The sequence below is a fragment of the Massilia sp. W12 genome (assembly GCF_037300705.1).
Taxonomy (GTDB): domain Bacteria; phylum Pseudomonadota; class Gammaproteobacteria; order Burkholderiales; family Burkholderiaceae_D; genus JACPVY01.
Window position 1 is genome coordinate 3757441 of record NZ_CP147776.1, and the last position, 19258, is coordinate 3776698.

The following is a 19258-nucleotide window of genomic DNA, read 5'->3' on the forward strand; positions in this document are numbered from 1 at the left end:
GTACTGACAGCCCGATACGCCCTGGATGATCGCCATGCCCGTTTTCTTGCGCACATTATTGTTGCTGTTCTGCTGCATCCTGCCGGTGCAGGCGAATAATTTGTTTGCCCCCTACCAAACCGCACTGCGCTTTGCTGACAATTATTATTTACCCCTGATTGACGGCAATCTGGACGAAGATCTATGGATGATGGCCCCCGGCACCCAGGAATTCAGCGCGCGCTACGCCGGTCAGGAGGCGGCCCCGCCGGCCCCCACTGAAGCCTTGTTCGCCTTGAATAATCAATATCTGTTCATCGGCTTGCGCGCCTGGGATTGGCAGGCCGAGGCAATCCAGCTGCGCGCCAGTGGCCGGCGCGATCAAATCCAGGATGATGAAGACAGTTTCACGATATACCTCAGCAATGGTGAAGGTCTGACCCAGTTTTTCCGCATTTCCGCTGCAGGCATGCTGTCTGACGGCTGGTACCAGCGCGAGCGCAATCAGCATGACAGCGGGCCGGATTTTGAATTTCAGGCGGCGGCCAGAGTGGATGCCGAAGGCTGGAGCGCGGAAATGCAAATTCCGCTGCACCAGCTGCCCGGCGCCGGCAAACCCTGGCATCTGGTGGTGGTGCGCAACCATCCGCGCGAAAAGCATTGGCGCATGCACAGCGTGCCGCTGCTGTACACCGCTTTTTGCAGCCTGTGCCCGCAATATCTGGCCAGCAATGCGGTGTTCTGGCCCTGGGAGCCGGCGCTGCAGGTCAGCGCTGGCGGCGGGCAACTGCCCTCGATGGGCATATCGCTGCAATCCGCACAAGGCTTGCGCCTGCAAGCCAACTTTAAACCGCCGGCCGGCTATGTCGATCAGGCGGTGCAATTCACCCCGCAAAGCCCATACGCCAACTGGCGGGCGGAAGAGCGTCCCTATTTTCTGGATGATGCCGAATTGCTGCCGGCCCACTCCGCCCTGGCCGGCGGCAATCTGCCGGTTGGCGCGCCGGTGTATACGCGCAGCATCAGCGAGCAAACCCTGGGCGTGCGCGCCAGCGCGCGCGGCGAACATCTGGCCGGCTTGTGGTTATTGAGCATGGATAATGGCGGCGGCCAGGTCTTGCTGCCCGCCGCATACGCCACCCGGCTGGCGCCGCAGCCAAGTTCACTGGCCAGCATTGCGCATGCGCGCATGCAATGGCGCAATGTGCAAATCGGCGCTTTATTTTCTGAGCGCGATTATTACGAACGCGGCGCCAATCGCGTACTCGGCTCAGATCTGGAGTGGCAATTCAAGGGCGGCGGCAGCCTGCGCGCGCACTGGCTGCAAAGCCATACCAGTGCGCATATGGGCGAACAGGGTGAACTGGAAAAACTGGGCGAGACGCACGGCGCAGCGCAAAGAATTGAATACAGTTTTCAAAATGCGCGCTGGAGTGGGGTTTTGTTTTCAGAGCGGGTCAGTCCCGATTTCCGCGCAGACAACGGCTTTTTCGGTCAAGCCGGCTACCACACCCAATATGGCCGCATCAGCGCCGGCGTGGGCCAATGGCAAAACCTCGGCCAATTGCAAGCCCAGCTGGTGATGCAGCACACACAAGACTGGCAAGGGCGGCCATTACGGCATGGCCTGCGCCCTGCTTTGCAATTGCAAGGCGAAGACGGCGCCAGCCTGCACTGGGAGTGGGCCAGCAAGGAATTGCAACGCGCCAGCGAAGACGGGCGCTTGCATCAACTCAGTTTCACCAATCTGGAATGGAATCTGCCGGCGGGCGAGCGGCTCACCCAGGCCAGTCTGCGCGCTTCATACGGGGACAGAATTGAAGCGCAAAACGACCGCAAACGCTGCGGCGCCAGCCTGGAATGGCGTCTGGCCTGGCTGCCGCACAAAGATTGGCAGGTAAAATTATATTGGCAGCAAGAATGGCTGCATGCGGGACACAGCGCGCCGGCGCAGCAACACAGCAGTTTGCAACTGCAATTCGCCTGGCAAGTCAGCCAGAGCAGCCGGCTGCAAATGCATCTGTCCAAGGGCCAGCGCAGCGGTTTGTTGTATGAGCGCAGTTTGGAATTAAGCGCGCAAGATGCGAATTTGCACGATATGCTGGCCTGGCAAACCCGGCTGGCGCCGTATCTGCAATTGTTCGCCGGCGCATCGCGCCGTCATCTGGATGGACAACGCGACGCCTGGTTCAAGCTGCAATGGAAGCTGGATATGTAGGCCGGCGTGGCGCAATTGTCTGGGCGCACTCGCGCTCATTCCTTTGCGCCCTTACCGGCGCCGGCTTATCGCTGCGCTCAACCCGGCCCACACCTGGTCTCGCTTTTATGTGGCGCCGCGTTGGCTTTAATGACGCGGGATGCGTGAGAGGAAATCGCGCGCGCGTTCGGATTGCGGATTGGTGAAAAAGTCCTCGGTCGGACGTTCTTCAATAATCTGGCCGCGATCCATGAACACCACCCGGTTCGCCACCTGGCGCGCAAAACTCATTTCGTGTGTCACCACCATCATGGTCATGCCCTCTTTGGCCAGGCTGACCATCACATCCAGCACCTCATTCACCATTTCCGGGTCGAGTGCGGAAGTCGGCTCATCAAACAGCATCGCAATCGGATCCATAGACAGCGCGCGCGCAATCGCCACGCGCTGCTGCTGGCCGCCGGAGAGCTGACCGGGGAATTTATCTTTTTGCGAAATCAGGCCGACCCGCTCCAGATACGACAGACCACGCTCGCGCGCTTCCGCCGGGCTGCGCTTTAATACCTCGGTCTGGCCGATGGTCAAGTTTTCCGTGATCGACAAATGCGGGAATAATTCAAAACTCTGGAACACCATGCCGATTTTGGCGCGCAAGGCCGGCAAATTGGTGTCTTTCCCGCCCACCGGAGTGCCGTCAACAAAAATTTCCCCTTTTTGGAATGGCTCCAAGCCGTTGACGGTTTTAATCAACGTCGATTTACCGGAACCGGACGGCCCGCAAATCACCACCACATCGCCTTTTTTCACGCTGGTGCTGCAATCGGTCAGCACTTGAAATTGGCCATACCATTTGCTGACATTTTTGATTTCAATCATGAGGCTCTCCTACTCAACGGATGATGGCGATTTTGTTTTGCAGCCGGCGCACCAGATGCGACAAGGTGAAACACATGGCGAAATACACCACCGCCACGAACACATACATTTCCACCAGACGTCCGTCACGCTGTGCGACCTTGGCCGCCGCGCCGACAAAATCGGGCAGAGAAATCACATACACCAGTGACACGTCCTGGAACAAGACAATGGTTTGCGTCATCAACACCGGCAGCATATTGCGCAGCGCCTGCGGCAGCACAATGCGGCGCATGGTTTGCGCATACGTCATGCCGAGCGCCTGCGCGGCCCAGATCTGCCCGCGCGGCAGCGACTGAATCCCGGAGCGCATGATCTCGCAGAAAAACGCCGCCTCAAACATGATGAACGTCACCAGGGCTGAGGTGAAGGGGCCGACTTTGACCGGCTCATTGGCGCCGATGATCCAGGCCCCGATATACGGCACCAGGAAATAAAACCAGAAAATCACCAGCACCAGCGGAATCGAGCGCACCAGATTCACATAGCCGGCGGCGAAATACGACAGCGGCTTGATCGACGATAAGCGCATCATGGCCAGCAGCGTGCCCAGCACAATCCCGCCCAGCGTGGCCAGCACGGTCACTTCCAGCGTAAACAGCAAGCCCACTTTGAACAGATAAGGGGCCGAACGCAGGATCACATCAAAGTCAAAATTGCCAAACATATCAGTGTCCCCCCGCCTGGGTTTTGCTGCCGATAAAGCCGGGCACCGCCAGCGTTCGCTCCAGCACCCGCATCAACAGCACAATGCAAATATTGATGCAGACATAAATCAGGGTGGCCGCGCTCAAGGCTTCAAAGGTCTGGAAAGTGTATTCCGACATTGAGCGTGAAGCGGCGGTCAGCTCGATCACGCCGATGGTCAGCGCGACTGAGGAATTTTTGATGATATTCATAAATTCGCTGGTCAGCGGCGGCAGCACGATGCGTCCCGCCATTGGCAGCAGAATATGGCGATAAGTCTGCCAGGTGGTCATGCCAAGCGCGGTGGCGGCCATGCGCTGGCCGCGCGGCAAGGCTTGAATGCCGGAAGTGATTTGCACCGCCACGCGCGATGAAGTGAAGAACGCCAGGCAGATCACTGCCGTGATGAAGGGCGCATTCGGCATGTTTTTCAGCTGATCGCCCCATTCCTTGGGCAGGAATTCGGGCATCACGAAGAACCATAAAAACATTTGCACCAAGAGCGGAATATTGCGGAACAGCTCAACCCAGGCATTGCCGATGGCTTGCGCCAGGCGGTTGTCCTGCAGCGTGCGCAAGACCCCGATCAAAGCCCCGAACATCAAGGCCAGCACCCAGGCCGACAGCGCCACCGCCAAAGTCCACTTGGCGCCGGCGACCAGGGTATCCAGATAGGTCATGGCGCCGCTTGGCTCCATATCCCAAAAGATATTCCAGTTCCAGTTGTAATTCATTTTTTTCCTCCGCGACAGCCGGGTGGCCTCAGTCAGCATTATGCTGGCGCCACGGGATTTGGCAAATACGTAATTGCCGCAGGAAGCAGAACAGGTTTAGGGTGTGACGGATCGGGTACAGCATCACACAGTGTGATGACAAAGAAATTGGCGCCAGCCAGCGCTGGCGCCATGGCAAAGGAATGGCCTGCTTCAGAGACGCTTAGGCCTTGGCGCCTTTCATCGCCGCCAGATACGGCGCCAGGCGTTTGCCCATTTCATCGCCCAATGCTTGCAAGCCGCTCATCGGGCGCACCATGACTTCAAAATCGACAATCTTGCCAGCTTCATCAAAGCGGATCATGTCGATGCCTTTGAGTTCTTTGCCATTCACCTTGGCGCTGAATTCCAGCACCACGCTGTGCCCGTCCGTGCTGTGCAATTCGCGGTGGTAGGTGAAGTCTTCAAACACATGCAAGACCGTGCCCAAAATCAATTGCACCACTTGCGCGCCCGGATAGGGCGTGTGCGCCATGGGTGAGCGGAACACCGCTTGCGGATGCAAAATATCGGGCAATTCAGCCAGATTGGCGGCGCTGACCATGGCATGCCATTTGGCCAGGCTGGCGGCGGCTTTAGCGGATAAGCCGGCAGCCGCCTGTGGCGCTGCTGCTTGCGCGCCGGGGTCTAAGGTGAGGGCCAATTCTGTGCCTTGCTTGATGGCGCGCTTGGCGTCGAGTTCAGCCGCTTCGTCCGCGCCGCCGATCAGGTGCACGGTGACACCTGCGGCTTGCAATTCCTGCTGCAAGGCGCGGTTCGGGTCCTGCCCGGCGCAAATGATCACATTGTCCACTGCCAGCAGCAAGTCTTTGCCATCCAGCGTGATATGCAAACCGGCCTCATCCACTTTGCGGTATGTCACCCCGGCCAGCATCTCGACGCCACGGTTTTTCAAGCCGGTGCGGTGAATCCAGCCGGTGGTTTTGCCCAGTCCGTCGCCGACTTTGCTGGTTTTACGCTGCAATAAATACAGTTTGCGCGCCGGCGGCGGCAATTGCGCCGGCATCACGCCGCCGCGCGCCACGCCGCTTTGATCCACGCCCCATTCTTTGAAAAACACCGACTGGTTCAAACTCGGGCTTTGCCCTTCGTGCAAGAGATATTCGCAGACATCAAAGCCGATGCCGCCGGCGCCGATCACCGCCACGGTTTTGCCGACCGGCTTTTTATCGCGCAACACATCCAGATAACCCAGCACCTTGGGGTGCGCAATCCCCTCGATATGCGGGGTGCGCGGGTTGACGCCGGTGGCCAGCACCACATCCTGAAAACCTTGCGCAATCAAATCCGCCGCGCTGACATGGCGGCCCAGATGCAGCTTGACCCCGGTTTGCGCCAGACGTTTGCCAAAATAACGCAGGGTTTCATAAAACTCTTCCTTGCCCGGCACTTGTTTGGCGATATTGAACTGGCCGCCGATTTCCTGCGCGGCATCGAATAAGCTGACCTCAAAGCCGCGTTGCGCCGCTTCGGTGGCGAAGGCCAGGCCCGCCGGGCCGGCCCCGACCACCGCCAAATGCGCTTTCGCGCTCAAGGGCATGGGGCGCAAAACAGTTTCGTGACAGGCGCGCGGGTTCACCAGACAGGAAGTGATTTTGCCGCCAAAGGTATGGTCCAGGCAGGCTTGATTACAGCCGATGCAGGTGTTGATTTCATCCGCGCGCCCGGCAGCGGCCTTGGCCACAAATTCGGGATCTGCGAGAAAGGGACGGGCCATGCTCACCATATCGGCATTGCCTTCGGCCAGCACGCTTTCCGCCACCTCCGGCGTGTTAATGCGATTGGTGGCGACCAGCGGAATGCCAAGCTTGCCCTTGAGCTGTTTGGTGACCCAGACAAAGGCGGCGCGCGGCACCTTGGTGGCGATGGTGGGAATGCGCGCTTCATGCCAGCCGATGCCGGTATTCAGAATGCTGACGCCGGCTTGCTCCAAGGCCAGCGCCAGTTGCAAGACTTCTTCGCGGCTTGAGCCGCCTTCCACCAGATCCAGCATGGAAAGGCGGAAGATGATGATGAAGTCAGCGCCGACGCGCTCGCGGGTGCGGCGCACGATGTCCAGCGCAAAGCGGATCCGGTTTTCATAACTGCCGCCATATTCATCTTCACGCTGATTGGTTTGCGCGGCGATGAATTCATTAATCAAATACCCTTCCGAACCCATGATTTCCACGCCGTCATAGCCGGCGCTTTGCGCCAGCGCGGCGGCGTTGGCGTAGTCTTCCACGGTTTGCCGCACTTCCTCTGCGCTCAGCGCATGCGGGCGGAAAGGGCTGATCGGCGCTTTCAAGGCGCTCGGCGCAACCAGCTCAGGATGATAGGCGTAGCGCCCGAAGTGCAGAATCTGCATGCAGATCTTGCCGCCGGCCGCATGCACTGCCTGCGTGATCACTTTATGTTTGTCAGCTTCTTCCTGGCTGGTCATGGCGGCCCCGCCCGGCATCGGCCGCCCCTGGTGATTCGGCGCAATGCCGCCGGTCACGATCAAACCAACGCCGCCGCGCGCACGCTCCGCGTAAAACGCCGCCATACGCGCAAAGCCATCCGGCGCTTCTTCCAGACCGACGTGCATGGAACCCATGAGCACGCGGTTTTTGAGGGTGGTAAAGCCCAAATCCAATGGGGCGAGCAGGTGCGGATAAGTGGCAGACGACATGGCTGATCCAAAAAAAGTGGTGGTGGAAAGTGGCGCAAACTATGCAACCGGTTGCATAAAGTGTAGAGTTGTTTCCAGATTTATGCAACTGGTTGCATAATACGTCATTGCCTAATTCAACTCTGTCCTATGTCTCTTGCTCATGCCGTCTTGGTTTCGCTGCTGGAAAAGTCCTCTTCGGGCTATGATCTGGCGCGCCGTTTTGATAAGTCGATCGGCTATTTCTGGCACGCCACGCACCAGCAGATTTATCGCGAGTTGGCGCGCATGGAAGCGGCAGGCTGGATCAGCGCCAGCATTCCGCTGGATGCCGGCAAGACGCGCAAAAAAGAATACCGGGTGTTGCCAGCGGGCCGTGCGGAATTGGCGCGCTGGGCGCAGCAGCAAGCCCAGCCCATGGATTTGCGCGATGAATTCACGGTCAAGCTGCGCGCCGCCGCCGCCCTGCCGGAACTCAATCTGGCGGCGGAAATGCAGCGCCATCTTGCTTTGCATGAGGCGCGCTTGGCGCACTATCTGGCGATTGAAGCGCGCGATTTTGCCGGACGCGAGCTGCTGCAGGCTCAGCGCATCCAGCACATGATTTTGAAAAAAGGCATTTTGTACGAGGAAAGTGAGCTGGCCTGGGGGCGCGACATGCTGGCGCTGCTGCAAGCCGCGCCGGACGCTTAAGCGGCCAGCGCTTGCAGCAAGGCTTGCAATTGCGCAACTTCCTGCGCCAAAGCGCGCGCCGGGCCGTGTTGCACTGCTTGCTGTAAAACCGCCTGCCATTGCTGGCGTTCGGCCTGGCTGTAGGCGCTCCAGTTTTGTTGCAGCAAGCCATACACTTCAGCGCGCAAAGCAGGCGAGGCGTCTTGCAAATAAGCTTGCGCCAGACTGTGCTGATAAGGTTGATGTTGCTGTAAATACCATAAGCGGCGGCTGGCGGCTGACTCGCGCAAGGGGCCGGGGCTGTGCGCTAAGCGCGCCAGATAGCTGTCAATCTGCGCCGCATAAGGCGCCTGCGCATCCAGATCGGCGATTAAGTCCACAATCCGCGCCGCATATTCCACCCGCTCTGCGCTGTGCGGGTGGGCAATCAATTCCGCCAACAGCGTGCTGTCCTTGAATTTGCCATCGCGCAAAATGCTGTACATCGCGCTGGCCGCAGATGCGCCTGCCGCGCCATAAAACGCCGCCACCATCTGCGCGCGCATCTGCGGATCGCGTTTGCGCCCGGCCATGGCCTGGCGCATGCTGCGTTTTTGCGCCGGATCCAGGCCGCCGTTTTGATACGCCTGCAAGTCCTGCTGCAGCGGGCTGGCCGGGGCCGCTGGCGCAAGCCCGGCGACAGATGAAAATGGCGAGGCCAGCGCACTGCCGGCCTGCGTCTGCGGCTGTGCGGACGCCACGCGCGCCAGCGCGGCGGCTGGCGTCTCGGGACGGGACAGATACAGCGCAAGCAAGATCAGCAGCACGCAGGCGCCGGCAAGCGCAATCAGGCCACGGGACATAGGACAAACTCCTGCGCCGGGTCAGTCTTATTGCGGCTTGATGGTGATCGAGATCAGCGCATCTTTGCAAGCCGATGCGCCGGCTCCGTTAGTGCGGCGCACCCCGGTCTGGCCATCCGCACTGAGAATGCCGCCAAACAAAAAGCCGGCTTCGTCGCTGTTGGAGACATAGCCGAAAGTGCTCATGCCATTCGGCGCGCCGAATTTGTCTTTGGCCACCGCATCATCAAAGGATTGCGAGAGCAGCAGCATATCGCCGCGCCGTCCATCCACCGAAGGAAACAGGCTGTCAGCGTCATTATCGCAACCCTTATTGGCCCAGGCGCGCACCGGCGAAGAGGTGTTCGCGCCGCGCAAGGTGCTCAATATCGCCCAGCCCGGATGGCCGCTGCTGTCCTGGTTCAAATTGAAGGAATATGAAGAAGGCTCGCTGGAACCTGCGGTGCGGGTGTAAATCACCTGGGCCAGATCGCGGCCTGTATAGCTGTTTTTGAAGCGGCTGCAAAAGCCGCCGGAACTGCTGGTGCAATCCGCCACATTCAGACATTGATAGCCATTGTCTTCTTTATAGCATTCAGCGCGCCGGGTCCAACCGCTGACGGCATATGGCAGCACGTCATCGGTGCGGTGCAAAATCAAGACCATCAAATCCCCCGCAGCAGTCCCAGCCGGTTTGGCGATCTTTACGCCCTGGCCATCGGCGTCCCATACCTGGGTGGTGGCGATATGACTGATGCCGGCATGCGCGCTGCCGGCATGCGTCAAACAGATCAGCGCCAGACTTGCGGCGAGTGCGATGCGCGAAGGTTTGCGCAAAAATGCGGTTTTCATGTTTGTCTCCTGTATTCATGATTGTGCGGAATAAAGCCCATTTTTGGCATCCCGCGCGGCTGGGCTGATGCAGCGCAGGAAAAAATTGTTGCGCGCCCTGCAATCCTGGCAGGCGAATGTGTCAAGCGTATTGGGAGTGTCGCCAGCTGCATTGCGCGTTTGGCTTGCGGGGCTTGCCTGAAAATCGGGACGGGCTGGCAGGCCTTTAATTTTCTTGCGTTTTTGCTACGCAGATGCGTACTGTAAGGTGACAAAAATATTATTTCCACCTCATTTGTTCGGATTCACTATTTCACTTTTCGGGATAATGCAGGATGCAACAGGCGCGCGCCGCGCTGCTGCAGTCTGGTGGCGCAAACGGCGCCGCACGCCAGCCTGCGGTTTTTTGCCTGAATTCGGCGATATAGTCATAAACAAACACTCACTGGGGACGTCATGAAATATACCGAAGAGCTGGCCGTGTTTTTGGAGGTGGCGCGGCGCGGCAGTTTTGCGCAGGCGGCGCGCGCGCTGAATTTGCCGACCACCACCATCAGCCGCAAGGTGCAGTTGCTGGAACAGGAGCTGGATGTGAAACTGTTTCAGCGCACCACGCGCGCCCTGACCCTGACCGAAGCCGGCGCGCGTTTATTGCCGCGCGCGCAATCCGTGCTGGAAACCATCGCCGAACTCAAGGCCGAAGCAGAGTTGCATCTCGAAAAACCGGTCGGCGTCTTGAATCTGACCATGCCGACCAGTCTGGCTCAGGGACTGGCCCCGCTGTTTGCCGAATTTTTACTGGCCTATCCCAATCTGCGCATGCATTTTCATTGCAATAACCGGAATCTGGATTTAACCACGCACCGGATTGATTTCGCCTTCCGTCTCGGGCCGCTGCATGACTCTTGCTTAATTGCACTGCCGCTGGCGCGCATCCGCCATTTACTGGTGGGACAAACGCAATTTGTGGCGGCGCGCACGCCGCCCGCCCACCCTTCTGAAATCGCGCACTGGCCCTGTGTGCGCAGCCATGTCGATGGCTTGCTGGGCCCATGGCGCTTTGTCGAAAACGGCAATTTTTTTGACGTTTACCCGGAAAATCCCGTGCTTTCAGATGATTTATTACTATCGCGCCGCCTGGTCTTGCAAGGGGTGGGTTTGGGCTATCTGCCGCTCGGCCTGGTGCAAAAACACTTGGCGCGCGGCATGCTGGTGAGCTTGCATGAAGACTGGCTGCCGCCGGGCCGCGAACTGTTTCTGGTATATACCGATAAACAATACCTGCCCTTTAAATCCAGAGTGTTTTTGAGTTTCATCAAAGAAAAACAGGCCCACATCCGCAAGTTGCTGGGCGATGCGGAAGCGGATTGAAAGCGGCCCGGCTTGCCACTGCCCAATAAAATAAGAATTTATATTTCCCGAAACACAGCAAAGACATAACTGCTTACAAATGCGCACCTGCATGCACAAAATTTTGTGATGTTCATCACACTTTGCCATGTTCCTGACTGGTATCTATACGCATATTTTCAAACGCCGCAATCGGGCTTGAAACAGGCGGCCTGCTGCGCACGGCGGCGGTCGCGTTTGTCTTGCGTTTTTTGATGATGGAGCATGCCATGAATCTATCCCTGCACTACCGCCTGGCGCGCCGCGCCTGGCTCTTGCTGAGCACAGCGCTGCTGAGCGCCTGCGGCGGCGGCGGCGGCACGCCTGCACCCGCGCCGACCCAGTTATTGAGCGGCAAAACCGAATTTGTCTCGGCCCGTCCCAATTCCAGCATCAACGCCGATCTGATGACCATGCAAAGCGCCACCGCCAATGCCAGCGCGAATGCGCGCAAGGTGGAGGAAGGCGATATCTATCGCGTGTTGGACGATGGCAAAACCATTGTGAATCTGAACCAGCATCGCGGCTTGCAAGTGATCGATATCGCCAATCCGGCGCAACCGAAAATACTGGGCCGCTTAGCCCTGCCCGGCAACCCGGTGGAAATGTATCGCCAGGGTGAGAAATTGTACGTCTTGCAAAACAATTGGCAGGAATACCGCCGCCTGCGCCAGGACGGCAAAGAAAGCCTGGAAAATTATGCCGGCGGCGCCCTGCTGGTGATTGACATCAGCCAGCGCACTGCGCCCAGACAGCTGCAAAGTGTGCGCATGCCGGGCTATATCCAGACTTCGCGCTTAGCCAGCGGTGCGGGACAGAGCGCGCTGTACGTGGCGGCGTTTCAATATGCCGCCGCGCCGGGCAGCATCGGCGGGATGCAAATCACAAACGGTGAACAAGCCGTATTGCAAAGTTTTGCGCTTGACGCAAATGGCTTGCTGCAGGAAAAAAGCCGCCTGAATTTGAGCGGCTACCTGCAAGTCTTGCAAGCCAATGGCGAACGCCTGCTGGCGGCGCGGCTTGATTTCGCCACGCAAAGCAGCCAGATCAGCCTGATTGATATTTCGCGCGCAGACGGCGTGATGAGCGCCGGCGGCGTGGTCACGGCCAAGGGCATGGTGACACACAAGCGGCAATTGCATATTCAGGATGGGATTTTGCGGGTGGTCTCGGCGCGCACTGCCGGCCTGCCGGAAAACCATGTGCAGACCTTTGACATCAGCAATCTGGCCGCGCCCAAGGCAGTCGATGCCAAAACCTTTGGCGCCGGACAAAGCCTGTTCGCCACCACCTTCTTGCCCGACCGCGCCTTCTTTGTCACCTATCTGCGGCAAGATCCATTCCACAGTTTTTCGATTTCGCCCGGGGGCGTCTTGCGCGAAGAAGCCGAGTTTGTGGTCTCCGGCTGGAATGATTTCTTCGCTCCGGTGAACAATCATCAGCAATTGATAGGGATAGGCGTCAACGACGCCAATAACAAGCGCAAGCTGGCGCTGAGTCTGTACGACATCCGCCAACTGAACAATCCGAATCCGCTGTTAATGCGCGCCGAAGTTGAACTCGATTCTGCCTGGAGCAACGCGAACTGGGACGATAAAGCCTTCAGCGTGCTGGAAAACGCCGCCAATGTGCTGGCCGCCGATGGCGTGACGCGCGAAACCGGCTTGGCGCTGCTGCCTTTTTCCGGCTGGAATACGGCTGCGCAAACCTATCAACACGGGGTGCAGATCTTCAGCTTTTCCGCCACCACCCTGAGCAAACGCGGGGTGATGCTGACCAATGAGCAGGCCGAGCGCAGTTTTATGCCGCAAAGCGCGCAGCCGCTGGCGGCGGCCTTGTCGCACACCGGACTGGCCCTGTTTGACGCCAGCAACCCGAATCACCCCGTGGCGCGCGGCAGCTTGTCATTGGCGCGCAATATCAGCCAATTCAGCGTCATCGGTCAAACCGGCGTGCGCTATCACGCGCGCAGCCGGAGCTGGGGCAGCGCCGCCAATCCGGGGCGCGATCAGTTGGAGCTGGTTCAAGCGGCTCAGGCAGGTCAGGTGGACAGCGCCGCAGCACTGTCGGTAATCGAAGTCGCGCCGCAATCCACCATCCACAATGCCGGCGGCAAGCTGGCCGTGTTGCACACCGAAGTCAGCCCCGCCAGCACGGCGCAAAACCGCAAGGTCCTGGTCTCGCTGACCCTGTTTGATGTCAGCAATCCGGCCCAGCCGCGTGAATTGGGCCGCCTGCTGAATCAGGAAATTTCGCTCGCCGCCTCACCCTATATTCTGGACTGCATGAGCGTGGATATCTGCGGCGGCGTGACTCTGGATGTGCGCGTGATCGGCGACGCCATCTTGCTGGCCGGACGCCGCGCGCACAGCGAGGGCGTGGGCGAAGCAAGCCGCCATTGGCAAAGCTATGAGATTTCAGTCATCGATTTGCGCAATCCTGCGGCGCCGCTCATGCTGCCAGATAAGATCATCTCGGCGGCGGATCAGGAAGCGGTCACGCTGCACACCGACGGCGCCATGCTGTGGCTGAATTACCGCAAAAACGAGCGCGCCGACGCCGCCGGCATGCCGCAAGCCAAATACTGGCTGCAACGGTATGACTTCAGCACCCCGCAATGGCGCAAAGTGGGACAGGATGTGAATCTGCCGGGGGAATTGGCAGGCGTCGCCGGGAATCAGTTATACAGCAAGGATTTTCATTGGAGCGGCGGACAAATCGAACAGTCGCTGAATCAATCGACCTTGCAAGGCGATCTGGCGTATTTGCAAGCCAGCTTGCGCAACAGCGGACAAAGCTGGCATGAGATTGCGCTGGATGGCGCGCGCGTGCTGGCCAGCGGCTATCGCAATGCGCAGGCGGGCAAGCCCTCGGTCGAGGTGTACACCGTGCAAAACAAGGCCTTTGTGCTGGAAAACACAATCGCGCCGCCGAGCTGGACCAGCTTGCGCTATGCCAAAGACGGCAAGCTCTTGCTCAGCGATTGGTATGGGGTTTTGCTGTTTGACTACAGCCAAAGCAACCAAGCCTATGCGCAAGCCTGGCATGCCGGCGCCGGCTATAACGGCTTGAGCGTGCACAATAATCAAGTCTATCTGCCGGCGGGCTTGGGCGGCATCGTCCAATTTGATTTGCAAAGCGCCAATCTGAACGCGCCCTGAAACAGCGCAGCGCCGCCGCCAAAAAACAGCGGCGGCGCTGCGCTCATGATGGCGGCCCTCAGCCGCCCATGCTTACATATTGCAGCGCGTGCCGCCGCACAGACTTTCAAATGAAAGACTGAGGTTGGTTTTGGCGCTTTGCCCTGCCGCATCAATCACGGTCACTTCAAACGCAGCCTGAGCAGTTTCTTCCACCCCCAGATAACGCGACACGGTCGCCCCGCCTTGCGTATTGTTTTCCACTGTAAAGCCGGGATCGCCACCGGTTTGCCGCCATTGCAGCGTGTAAGGTGGATTCGAGCCTTGAATCAGCGGCGCCACCACGCGGCTGGCGGTACCCCGGAACGGCGCGTTTGCGCCACGGAAAGTGGCATGGATATGCGGCTGCGCAAAGGAAATCTGCGGCGCCGGGCCATAGGTTTTCAGCACCACTTGTTGCGTCGCGTTGCCGCCCGGACCGCTGGCGGTCAGCACGCAAGTCGAGGGATAGCCGACCCAGGCCGCCTGCGTCACAATCGGCAAACCGCCTTGCGCCACCGGCGTCAGCACGCCGCTGCCGGCAAACCCTGTGCCGCTGGCGCTGCATTGATACGCCAGGCTGGTGGCGTGCGCAGTGCTCCAATTCAGTTGCAGACTTTGCCCCACCAGCGCGCCGCCCGGCAATAAGGTGGCGTATACAGAAGGCGCCACTTGCGGCGCGCTGAAGCTGACATTCACATCACGGCTGCTCACATGTCCCTGGCCATCTTTGACGCTGACGCGCCAGACCTCCGCCACGCTTTCACCGCTGCCCAGCATCACGCTGAAGGTGGCTTGCTGGCCGCCGCTGACGCTGATGCGGTTGCCCGAGACGCGCGACCAGGCGAAGCTGTAATTACCCGAGCCGCCGCTGGGTGACACGTTGATCACGGCGCTGCCGGCGCCGGGGGCCGGCAGGCTGACGTTAATCGCATTGCTGCTCAAAGCCAGTTGCACCCCGGCGCTGGCCGGCACGGTGCTCAGGCTGTGCGTGAACTCGGTCTGACCGCTTGGGCCGCTGGCTGTCCATACGCAGTTGGAAGGATTGCCGACCCAGGCCGCTGACGCCACCCCGCTGATGCTGCCGCTGGCGGCCAGGCTGGCAGTGCCGCTGAAACCGCCGGCGCCGGAAGAACAGCGATAGCTGACTTGCGCGGCTTGCGGACTGCTCCAGCTGACGCTGAAAGGCTGACCGGCGACCAGGGTTTGCGGTTCAATCTGCACGCGCAAGCCAGGCCCGGCATTGCTCTTGCAAGTCGAGTCGAATTGATCATCCGGGAAGGGCCAGGCGGCGCAGGGACGGTAAGGATAAGTCGGCGGCAAAATCTGGCTCATACCGATTTCCGCCGCCACCTCCATGCCGGGCGAGAGCGGGCCGATGAAGAGCGCGCGGAACAGGCTGTCGCGCGCCTCCGCCCGCCACGGCGCAAAACCCTGCGCGCTGGCGTAGGACGGCGTGGCGCGGTAGTTATAGCCCAAGGCATTCGGGCGCGGCGGCGGGTTGTGCATCCATTGATGATTACCGTCCAGATTGGTGAGGGCGCCGGCCAGAATGTTTTCGGTTTCGGCAAACACCGGCTTGCCATCGCTGCCATTGCCGACCCCGGCTTGCTGCGCCAATTGCTGCAAGCCGGCTTTATCCAACAGCGCCAGCTTGGCCAGCAGCACCGAGTTGTAAACAGCGGCAAAGCGCTGCGGATCAAAATAACTGCCATTGCTGACATACATTTCCGCCCGCGCCCGCGCGGCCATATCGCCAATCATGATCAAATTCTTGCCGCTGGCGTCGCTCTTGCTGAAATACGCATTCAGGGTGTTGTCATCCATATCGCGGTGGAACAGGGTGAGCAAATCACGCACATCCTGCGGCAACATATCTTCAACTTTTTTCGCTACCGCATCCTTGACCTGCTCCTTGGCCTGTTGCACCAATTCATCGCGCAGCTTGCGGATGTCGGAAGGCGAAGGCAGGCCCAGCAAATCGCCGGCATAGTTCAAGTCATCCGCCAGTTTCACCAGACGGTCAGCGGCCCAAAACGCATCCTGCGCGGCATTGCGGATTTCGCAGCCCGACACTTCACGCGGCAAACCCATGATGCTCAGATGGTAGCAATCAAACCAAGTGCGCAATGGCGCCAGCACATCCGAACGGTTGGTGGTGTTGAGCATGGATTGGGTGGTGGCTTTGACATATTCCCGCATCGCCACGTCGATATCATTGCGCCAGCCCAGCAAAGCGCTCTTGATAGGCGAAGTGGTTTGTCCCATGCGCTGGCCAAAGTCGATATGCGCATTGGTGATGATGACAAGCAGGTTTTCAGTCTTCTTGGCGGTGTCGCGCAAGGCCACAGCGGTGGCCAGCAAACGCTCCTGGCGCGCTTTGAGGGTGGCGTTCAAGCTGGTCAGCGCCTGACGCACCAGATTATTGATGCGGTCTAATTCCTCATTGCTTTTTTTACAGGCGTAGTGGCCGACCGGATCCAGATATTTATTCGGACAAGGCAGTAAATTGCGCAATTCCTTTTCTTTATTGAGGATATCGATATGCGCCTGCGCCACTTGGGCATTGATATCGATCAAGGCTTGCGTGGCGTTTTTCATTTCGCGGAACACCGCATTGTCCAGGCGCTGCGCCAGGGTATTGATGTCATTCGCCAGCGCTTGCACATTGTCTTCGCCGCGCTGGATTTTGGGGATGATTTCATTCGCCTTGGCCACAATCGCCTGCGCGTTTTTGGTGGACAGATCCACCCCCCAATACGATGCGAAAATGCGCAAGACCTGGGCGTCGATTTTTTCCCAGGCCGGATTTTTCGCCGCCGCATCCACCGTTTTGCGCAGCTGGTGATAAGCCCACAAATGACGGCTGGTGGGCAGCTTGGCGTATTGCTGCTGCACCACATCGTTCATCACCAGGGTCTCGCTGACAAAGCTGCCATAGCCATTGCCGGGTTTGAGCAAATCAACCGGCGCGCCCAGCATGCGCCCGGTATGGTCTTGCAGCGGCGGCGTATAGCGCGAGATAAACGCCTCCAGCGCCAAATGGCGTTGCTCGACCAGGGTTTCATCTTTCAATTCAAAGATGTCGCCAGCGTATTGATTGACATACGTGTGCGCAAACATATCGCCCGCCGCATGTCCCAGATAACCATAGCTGTAGGCTTTGCCCAGCGCATGGTTACGCGAATTGTCGAGCAAAAACTGCATCCAGTTATCGGCTTTCCAGCCATTTTCCAGACCGGGATGCATCACAGTCTGGCCAACCAGCACGTCCGGCGCCACGTCCGGCCCGAGGTGGCCGAGCAGGTATTCGGTTTTATTCGCCAGGATGGCGTTTTTGACATCCGCCGGCACATCCAGATTGAGCGCACGGCCTTTGATTTTGACGCTGATCTTGCCGTCATCGGCCAAATCATTAATCACTTGCTGACCGATCCACAGATGGGTATCCAGCTTGAAAGCGTGGGCCCCGCTCATCAGCGACAGGCCAAGCATGAGGGGAAGAATACGACGTTTGAAACGGGGTTGACTGCGCATTGCTGACTTTCATGTATAAACAAATGGGCGCGGCACTGGATGTGCGGCGCAGAAGCGGCGTGCGGGACGCCCTGATCATTGGGGGAAAGCGCGCCGGCAGGCCGGCTGTCTGGCCGTGAGCGCGCAGCGGCGCTTGCGACATGCTTGCGCCTGATACAACTGGATACAAGTCTAGCATAGCAGGCTGGCAAATCCGGCATGCCCCGCCCTGCCCTGCGCCATGCACAGCGATTCTGGGCGATAATACGTTTTTCGTCTGTCTGATTCCGCACCCGCCATGTCTGTCGCCAGCCCATCTTCCGCCAGCGCTTCGCTGGAAGAACGCATTCTTGATCTCTTGCCGCAAACCCAATGCACCAAATGTGGTTATGAAGGCTGTCGCCCGTATGCGGCGGCGATTGCCAAGGGCGAGGCGGCGATCAACCAATGTCCGCCCGGCGGCAGCCAGGGCATTGCGCGGCTGGCGCAGTTGCTGGGACGGCCGGTGATTGCCTTGAACCCGGAGAATGGGGTGGCGCGCAGCCGCCCGGTGGCGCTGATTGATGAAAAGCAGTGCATAGGCTGCACCCTGTGCATCCAGGCTTGCCCGGTGGATGCTATTGTCGGCGCGGCCAAGCTGATGCACACGGTATTGCCGGATGTGTGCACCGGCTGTGACTTATGCGTCGCGCCCTGCCCGGTGGATTGCATCACGATGGAAGCGCGCAGCGATGTGCCGGCCCAGGCCAGCGGCTGGGATGTCTGGTCGCCGGACCTGGCGCAAGCCGCACGCACGCGTTACGAAGCGCGCCAGGCGCGCTTATTGCGTGAGAAAAAAGAAAACGAGGCGCGCCTGGCGGCCAAGGCGGTGGCCAAGCTGGCGGCGGTGGAGCAGGAACAGCCGGTGAATGAAGCCGAAGCCGCTGAAAAAGCGCGCAAACGCGCCATCATCGAAGCCGCCCTGGCGCGCGCCCGCGCCAAGCAAGCCAAGCCGGAAGGGGAAGCATGAATAAGCAAAGCCGCCATGTCTTGTACTCCCGTCTGCGCGCGGCGATGCCGGCCCCGACCACTGAGCTGGAATACGCCACCCCGTTTCAACTCTTGATTGCGGTCTTGCTCTCAGCCCAGGCCACCGATGTCTCGGTCAACAAAGCCACGCGCAAGCTGTATCCGCTGGCCGGCGATGCGGCAGCGATGTATGCGCTGGGGGTGGAAGGCTTGACGCCCTATATTCAGACCATAGGCTTATACCGCACCAAGGCCAAGAATGTGATTGAGACTTGCCGCATCCTGCTGGAGCAGCACGGCGGCGCCGTGCCGCGCAGCCGCGAAGCGCTGGAAGCCCTGCCCGGCGTGGGCCGCAAAACAGCCAATGTGGTGTTGAATACCGCCTTTGGCGAACCGACGATTGCGGTGGACACGCATATTTTCCGCGTCTCCAACCGCACCGGCCTGGCGCCGGGCAAGAATGTTGATCAGGTCGAGGAAAAACTGTTAAAAGTGACGCCCGCCGAATTCAAGCAAGACGCCCACCATTGGCTGATTTTGCATGGCCGCTACACTTGCGTGGCGCGCAAACCCAAGTGCTGGAATTGCGTGCTGGCGGATATTTGCGATTTCAAGGACAAGACGCCGGCCCCGGCGGATGCCTGATTAAGAGGCCGCAA

General features: G+C 59.3%; 13 protein-coding genes and 1 pseudogene. 6 read left to right on the forward strand and 8 right to left on the reverse strand.

Annotated features, from left to right (window positions below; genetic code table 11):
• Nucleotides 1-34: 34 nt before the first annotated feature.
• Nucleotides 35-2197, forward strand: a complete 2163-nt coding sequence (locus tag V8J88_RS15065) for a hypothetical protein (RefSeq protein ID WP_338845005.1) — start codon at nt 35-37, stop codon at nt 2195-2197.
• A gap of 126 nt (nt 2198-2323) precedes the next feature.
• Here the strand turns inward: V8J88_RS15065 and V8J88_RS15070 are convergent, their stop codons facing one another.
• From V8J88_RS15070 to V8J88_RS15090, 5 genes and pseudogenes are all read right to left on the reverse strand, one after another.
• Nucleotides 2324-3052, reverse strand: coding sequence for an amino acid ABC transporter ATP-binding protein (locus V8J88_RS15070; RefSeq protein WP_338845006.1), 729 nt, complete (start codon nt 3050-3052; stop codon nt 2324-2326).
• 13 nt (nt 3053-3065) lie between these two features.
• Nucleotides 3066-3758, reverse strand: a complete 693-nt coding sequence (locus tag V8J88_RS15075) for an amino acid ABC transporter permease (RefSeq protein WP_338845008.1) — start codon at nt 3756-3758, stop codon at nt 3066-3068.
• A gap of 1 nt (nt 3759) precedes the next feature.
• Nucleotides 3760-4512 (reverse strand): amino acid ABC transporter permease, encoded by a 753-nt coding sequence (locus tag V8J88_RS15080; RefSeq protein ID WP_338845010.1) that lies wholly within the window; start codon nt 4510-4512, stop codon nt 3760-3762.
• Nucleotides 4513-4714: 202 nt separating this feature from the next.
• Nucleotides 4715-5095, reverse strand: a complete 381-nt coding sequence (locus tag V8J88_RS15085) for a nuclear transport factor 2 family protein (RefSeq protein WP_338849895.1) — start codon at nt 5093-5095, stop codon at nt 4715-4717.
• 84 nt (nt 5096-5179) lie between these two features.
• Nucleotides 5180-7204 (reverse strand): annotated as a pseudogene (locus tag V8J88_RS15090) (NADPH-dependent 2,4-dienoyl-CoA reductase); the annotation flags it as partial.
• A 129-nt stretch (nt 7205-7333) separates the two neighbouring features.
• Here V8J88_RS15090 and V8J88_RS15095 point away from each other — a divergent pair.
• On the forward strand, nt 7334-7876 hold the full coding sequence (locus V8J88_RS15095) for a PadR family transcriptional regulator (protein WP_338845012.1): 543 nt from the start codon (nt 7334-7336) through the stop codon (nt 7874-7876).
• Here V8J88_RS15095 and V8J88_RS15100 read toward each other — a convergent pair.
• Together V8J88_RS15100 and V8J88_RS15105 are read right to left on the reverse strand one after the other, a co-directional pair.
• Nucleotides 7873-8697, reverse strand: a complete 825-nt coding sequence (locus tag V8J88_RS15100) for a hypothetical protein (protein WP_338845014.1) — start codon at nt 8695-8697, stop codon at nt 7873-7875. The two genes, V8J88_RS15095 and V8J88_RS15100, sit on opposite strands and share 4 nt — an antisense overlap.
• Nucleotides 8698-8724: 27 nt before the next feature.
• Nucleotides 8725-9528, reverse strand: a complete 804-nt coding sequence (locus V8J88_RS15105; RefSeq protein WP_338845015.1) for a hypothetical protein — start codon at nt 9526-9528, stop codon at nt 8725-8727.
• Nucleotides 9529-9963: 435 nt separating this feature from the next.
• Here V8J88_RS15105 and V8J88_RS15110 point away from each other — a divergent pair, with 435 nt between their 5' ends.
• Together V8J88_RS15110 and V8J88_RS15115 are read left to right on the forward strand one after the other, a co-directional pair.
• The gene (locus V8J88_RS15110; protein ID WP_338845017.1) at nt 9964-10878 is read left to right on the forward strand and encodes a LysR substrate-binding domain-containing protein; all 915 of its coding nucleotides are present in this window, start codon (nt 9964-9966) and stop codon (nt 10876-10878) included.
• A gap of 248 nt (nt 10879-11126) precedes the next feature.
• On the forward strand, nt 11127-14057 hold the full coding sequence (locus V8J88_RS15115) for a beta-propeller domain-containing protein (RefSeq protein ID WP_338845018.1): 2931 nt from the start codon (nt 11127-11129) through the stop codon (nt 14055-14057).
• A gap of 72 nt (nt 14058-14129) precedes the next feature.
• On the opposite strand, the gene V8J88_RS15120 is transcribed toward V8J88_RS15115, so the two are convergent.
• Complete coding sequence (locus V8J88_RS15120; protein WP_338845019.1) at nt 14130-17612, reverse strand: hypothetical protein; 3483 nt, start codon at nt 17610-17612, stop codon at nt 14130-14132.
• A 277-nt stretch (nt 17613-17889) separates the two neighbouring features.
• Here V8J88_RS15120 and rsxB point away from each other — a divergent pair, with 277 nt between their 5' ends.
• Both rsxB and nth read left to right on the forward strand, forming a co-directional pair.
• Nucleotides 17890-18600, forward strand: a complete 711-nt coding sequence (rsxB, locus tag V8J88_RS15125) for an electron transport complex subunit RsxB (RefSeq protein ID WP_338845020.1) — start codon at nt 17890-17892, stop codon at nt 18598-18600.
• A complete protein-coding gene (gene nth, locus V8J88_RS15130; protein WP_338845021.1) occupies nt 18597-19244 on the forward strand; it encodes an endonuclease III in 648 nt (215 codons plus the stop codon). Before rsxB ends, nth begins: the two co-directional genes overlap by 4 nt.
• The last annotated feature ends 14 nt before the right edge of the window (nt 19245-19258 follow it).

Bases quoted from the DNA above. Each gene is read 5' to 3' on its own strand.
- V8J88_RS15065 (WP_338845005.1), top strand. From the start codon at position 35: ATGCCCGTTTTCTTGCGCACATTATTGTTGCTGTTCTGCTGCATCCTG.
- V8J88_RS15070 (WP_338845006.1), bottom strand. From the start codon at position 3,052: ATGATTGAAATCAAAAATGTCAGCAAATGGTATGGCCAATTTCAAGTG.
- V8J88_RS15075 (WP_338845008.1), bottom strand. From the start codon at position 3,758: ATGTTTGGCAATTTTGACTTTGATGTGATCCTGCGTTCGGCCCCTTAT.
- V8J88_RS15080 (WP_338845010.1), bottom strand. From the start codon at position 4,512: ATGAATTACAACTGGAACTGGAATATCTTTTGGGATATGGAGCCAAGC.
- V8J88_RS15085 (WP_338849895.1), bottom strand. From the start codon at position 5,095: ATGGTCAGCGCCGCCAATCTGGCTGAATTGCCCGATATTTTGCATCCG.
- V8J88_RS15095 (WP_338845012.1), top strand. From the start codon at position 7,334: ATGTCTCTTGCTCATGCCGTCTTGGTTTCGCTGCTGGAAAAGTCCTCT.
- V8J88_RS15100 (WP_338845014.1), bottom strand. From the start codon at position 8,697: ATGTCCCGTGGCCTGATTGCGCTTGCCGGCGCCTGCGTGCTGCTGATC.
- V8J88_RS15105 (WP_338845015.1), bottom strand. From the start codon at position 9,528: ATGAAAACCGCATTTTTGCGCAAACCTTCGCGCATCGCACTCGCCGCA.
- V8J88_RS15110 (WP_338845017.1), top strand. From the start codon at position 9,964: ATGAAATATACCGAAGAGCTGGCCGTGTTTTTGGAGGTGGCGCGGCGC.
- V8J88_RS15115 (WP_338845018.1), top strand. From the start codon at position 11,127: ATGAATCTATCCCTGCACTACCGCCTGGCGCGCCGCGCCTGGCTCTTG.
- V8J88_RS15120 (WP_338845019.1), bottom strand. From the start codon at position 17,612: ATGCGCAGTCAACCCCGTTTCAAACGTCGTATTCTTCCCCTCATGCTT.
- rsxB (WP_338845020.1), top strand. From the start codon at position 17,890: ATGTCTGTCGCCAGCCCATCTTCCGCCAGCGCTTCGCTGGAAGAACGC.
- nth (WP_338845021.1), top strand. From the start codon at position 18,597: ATGAATAAGCAAAGCCGCCATGTCTTGTACTCCCGTCTGCGCGCGGCG.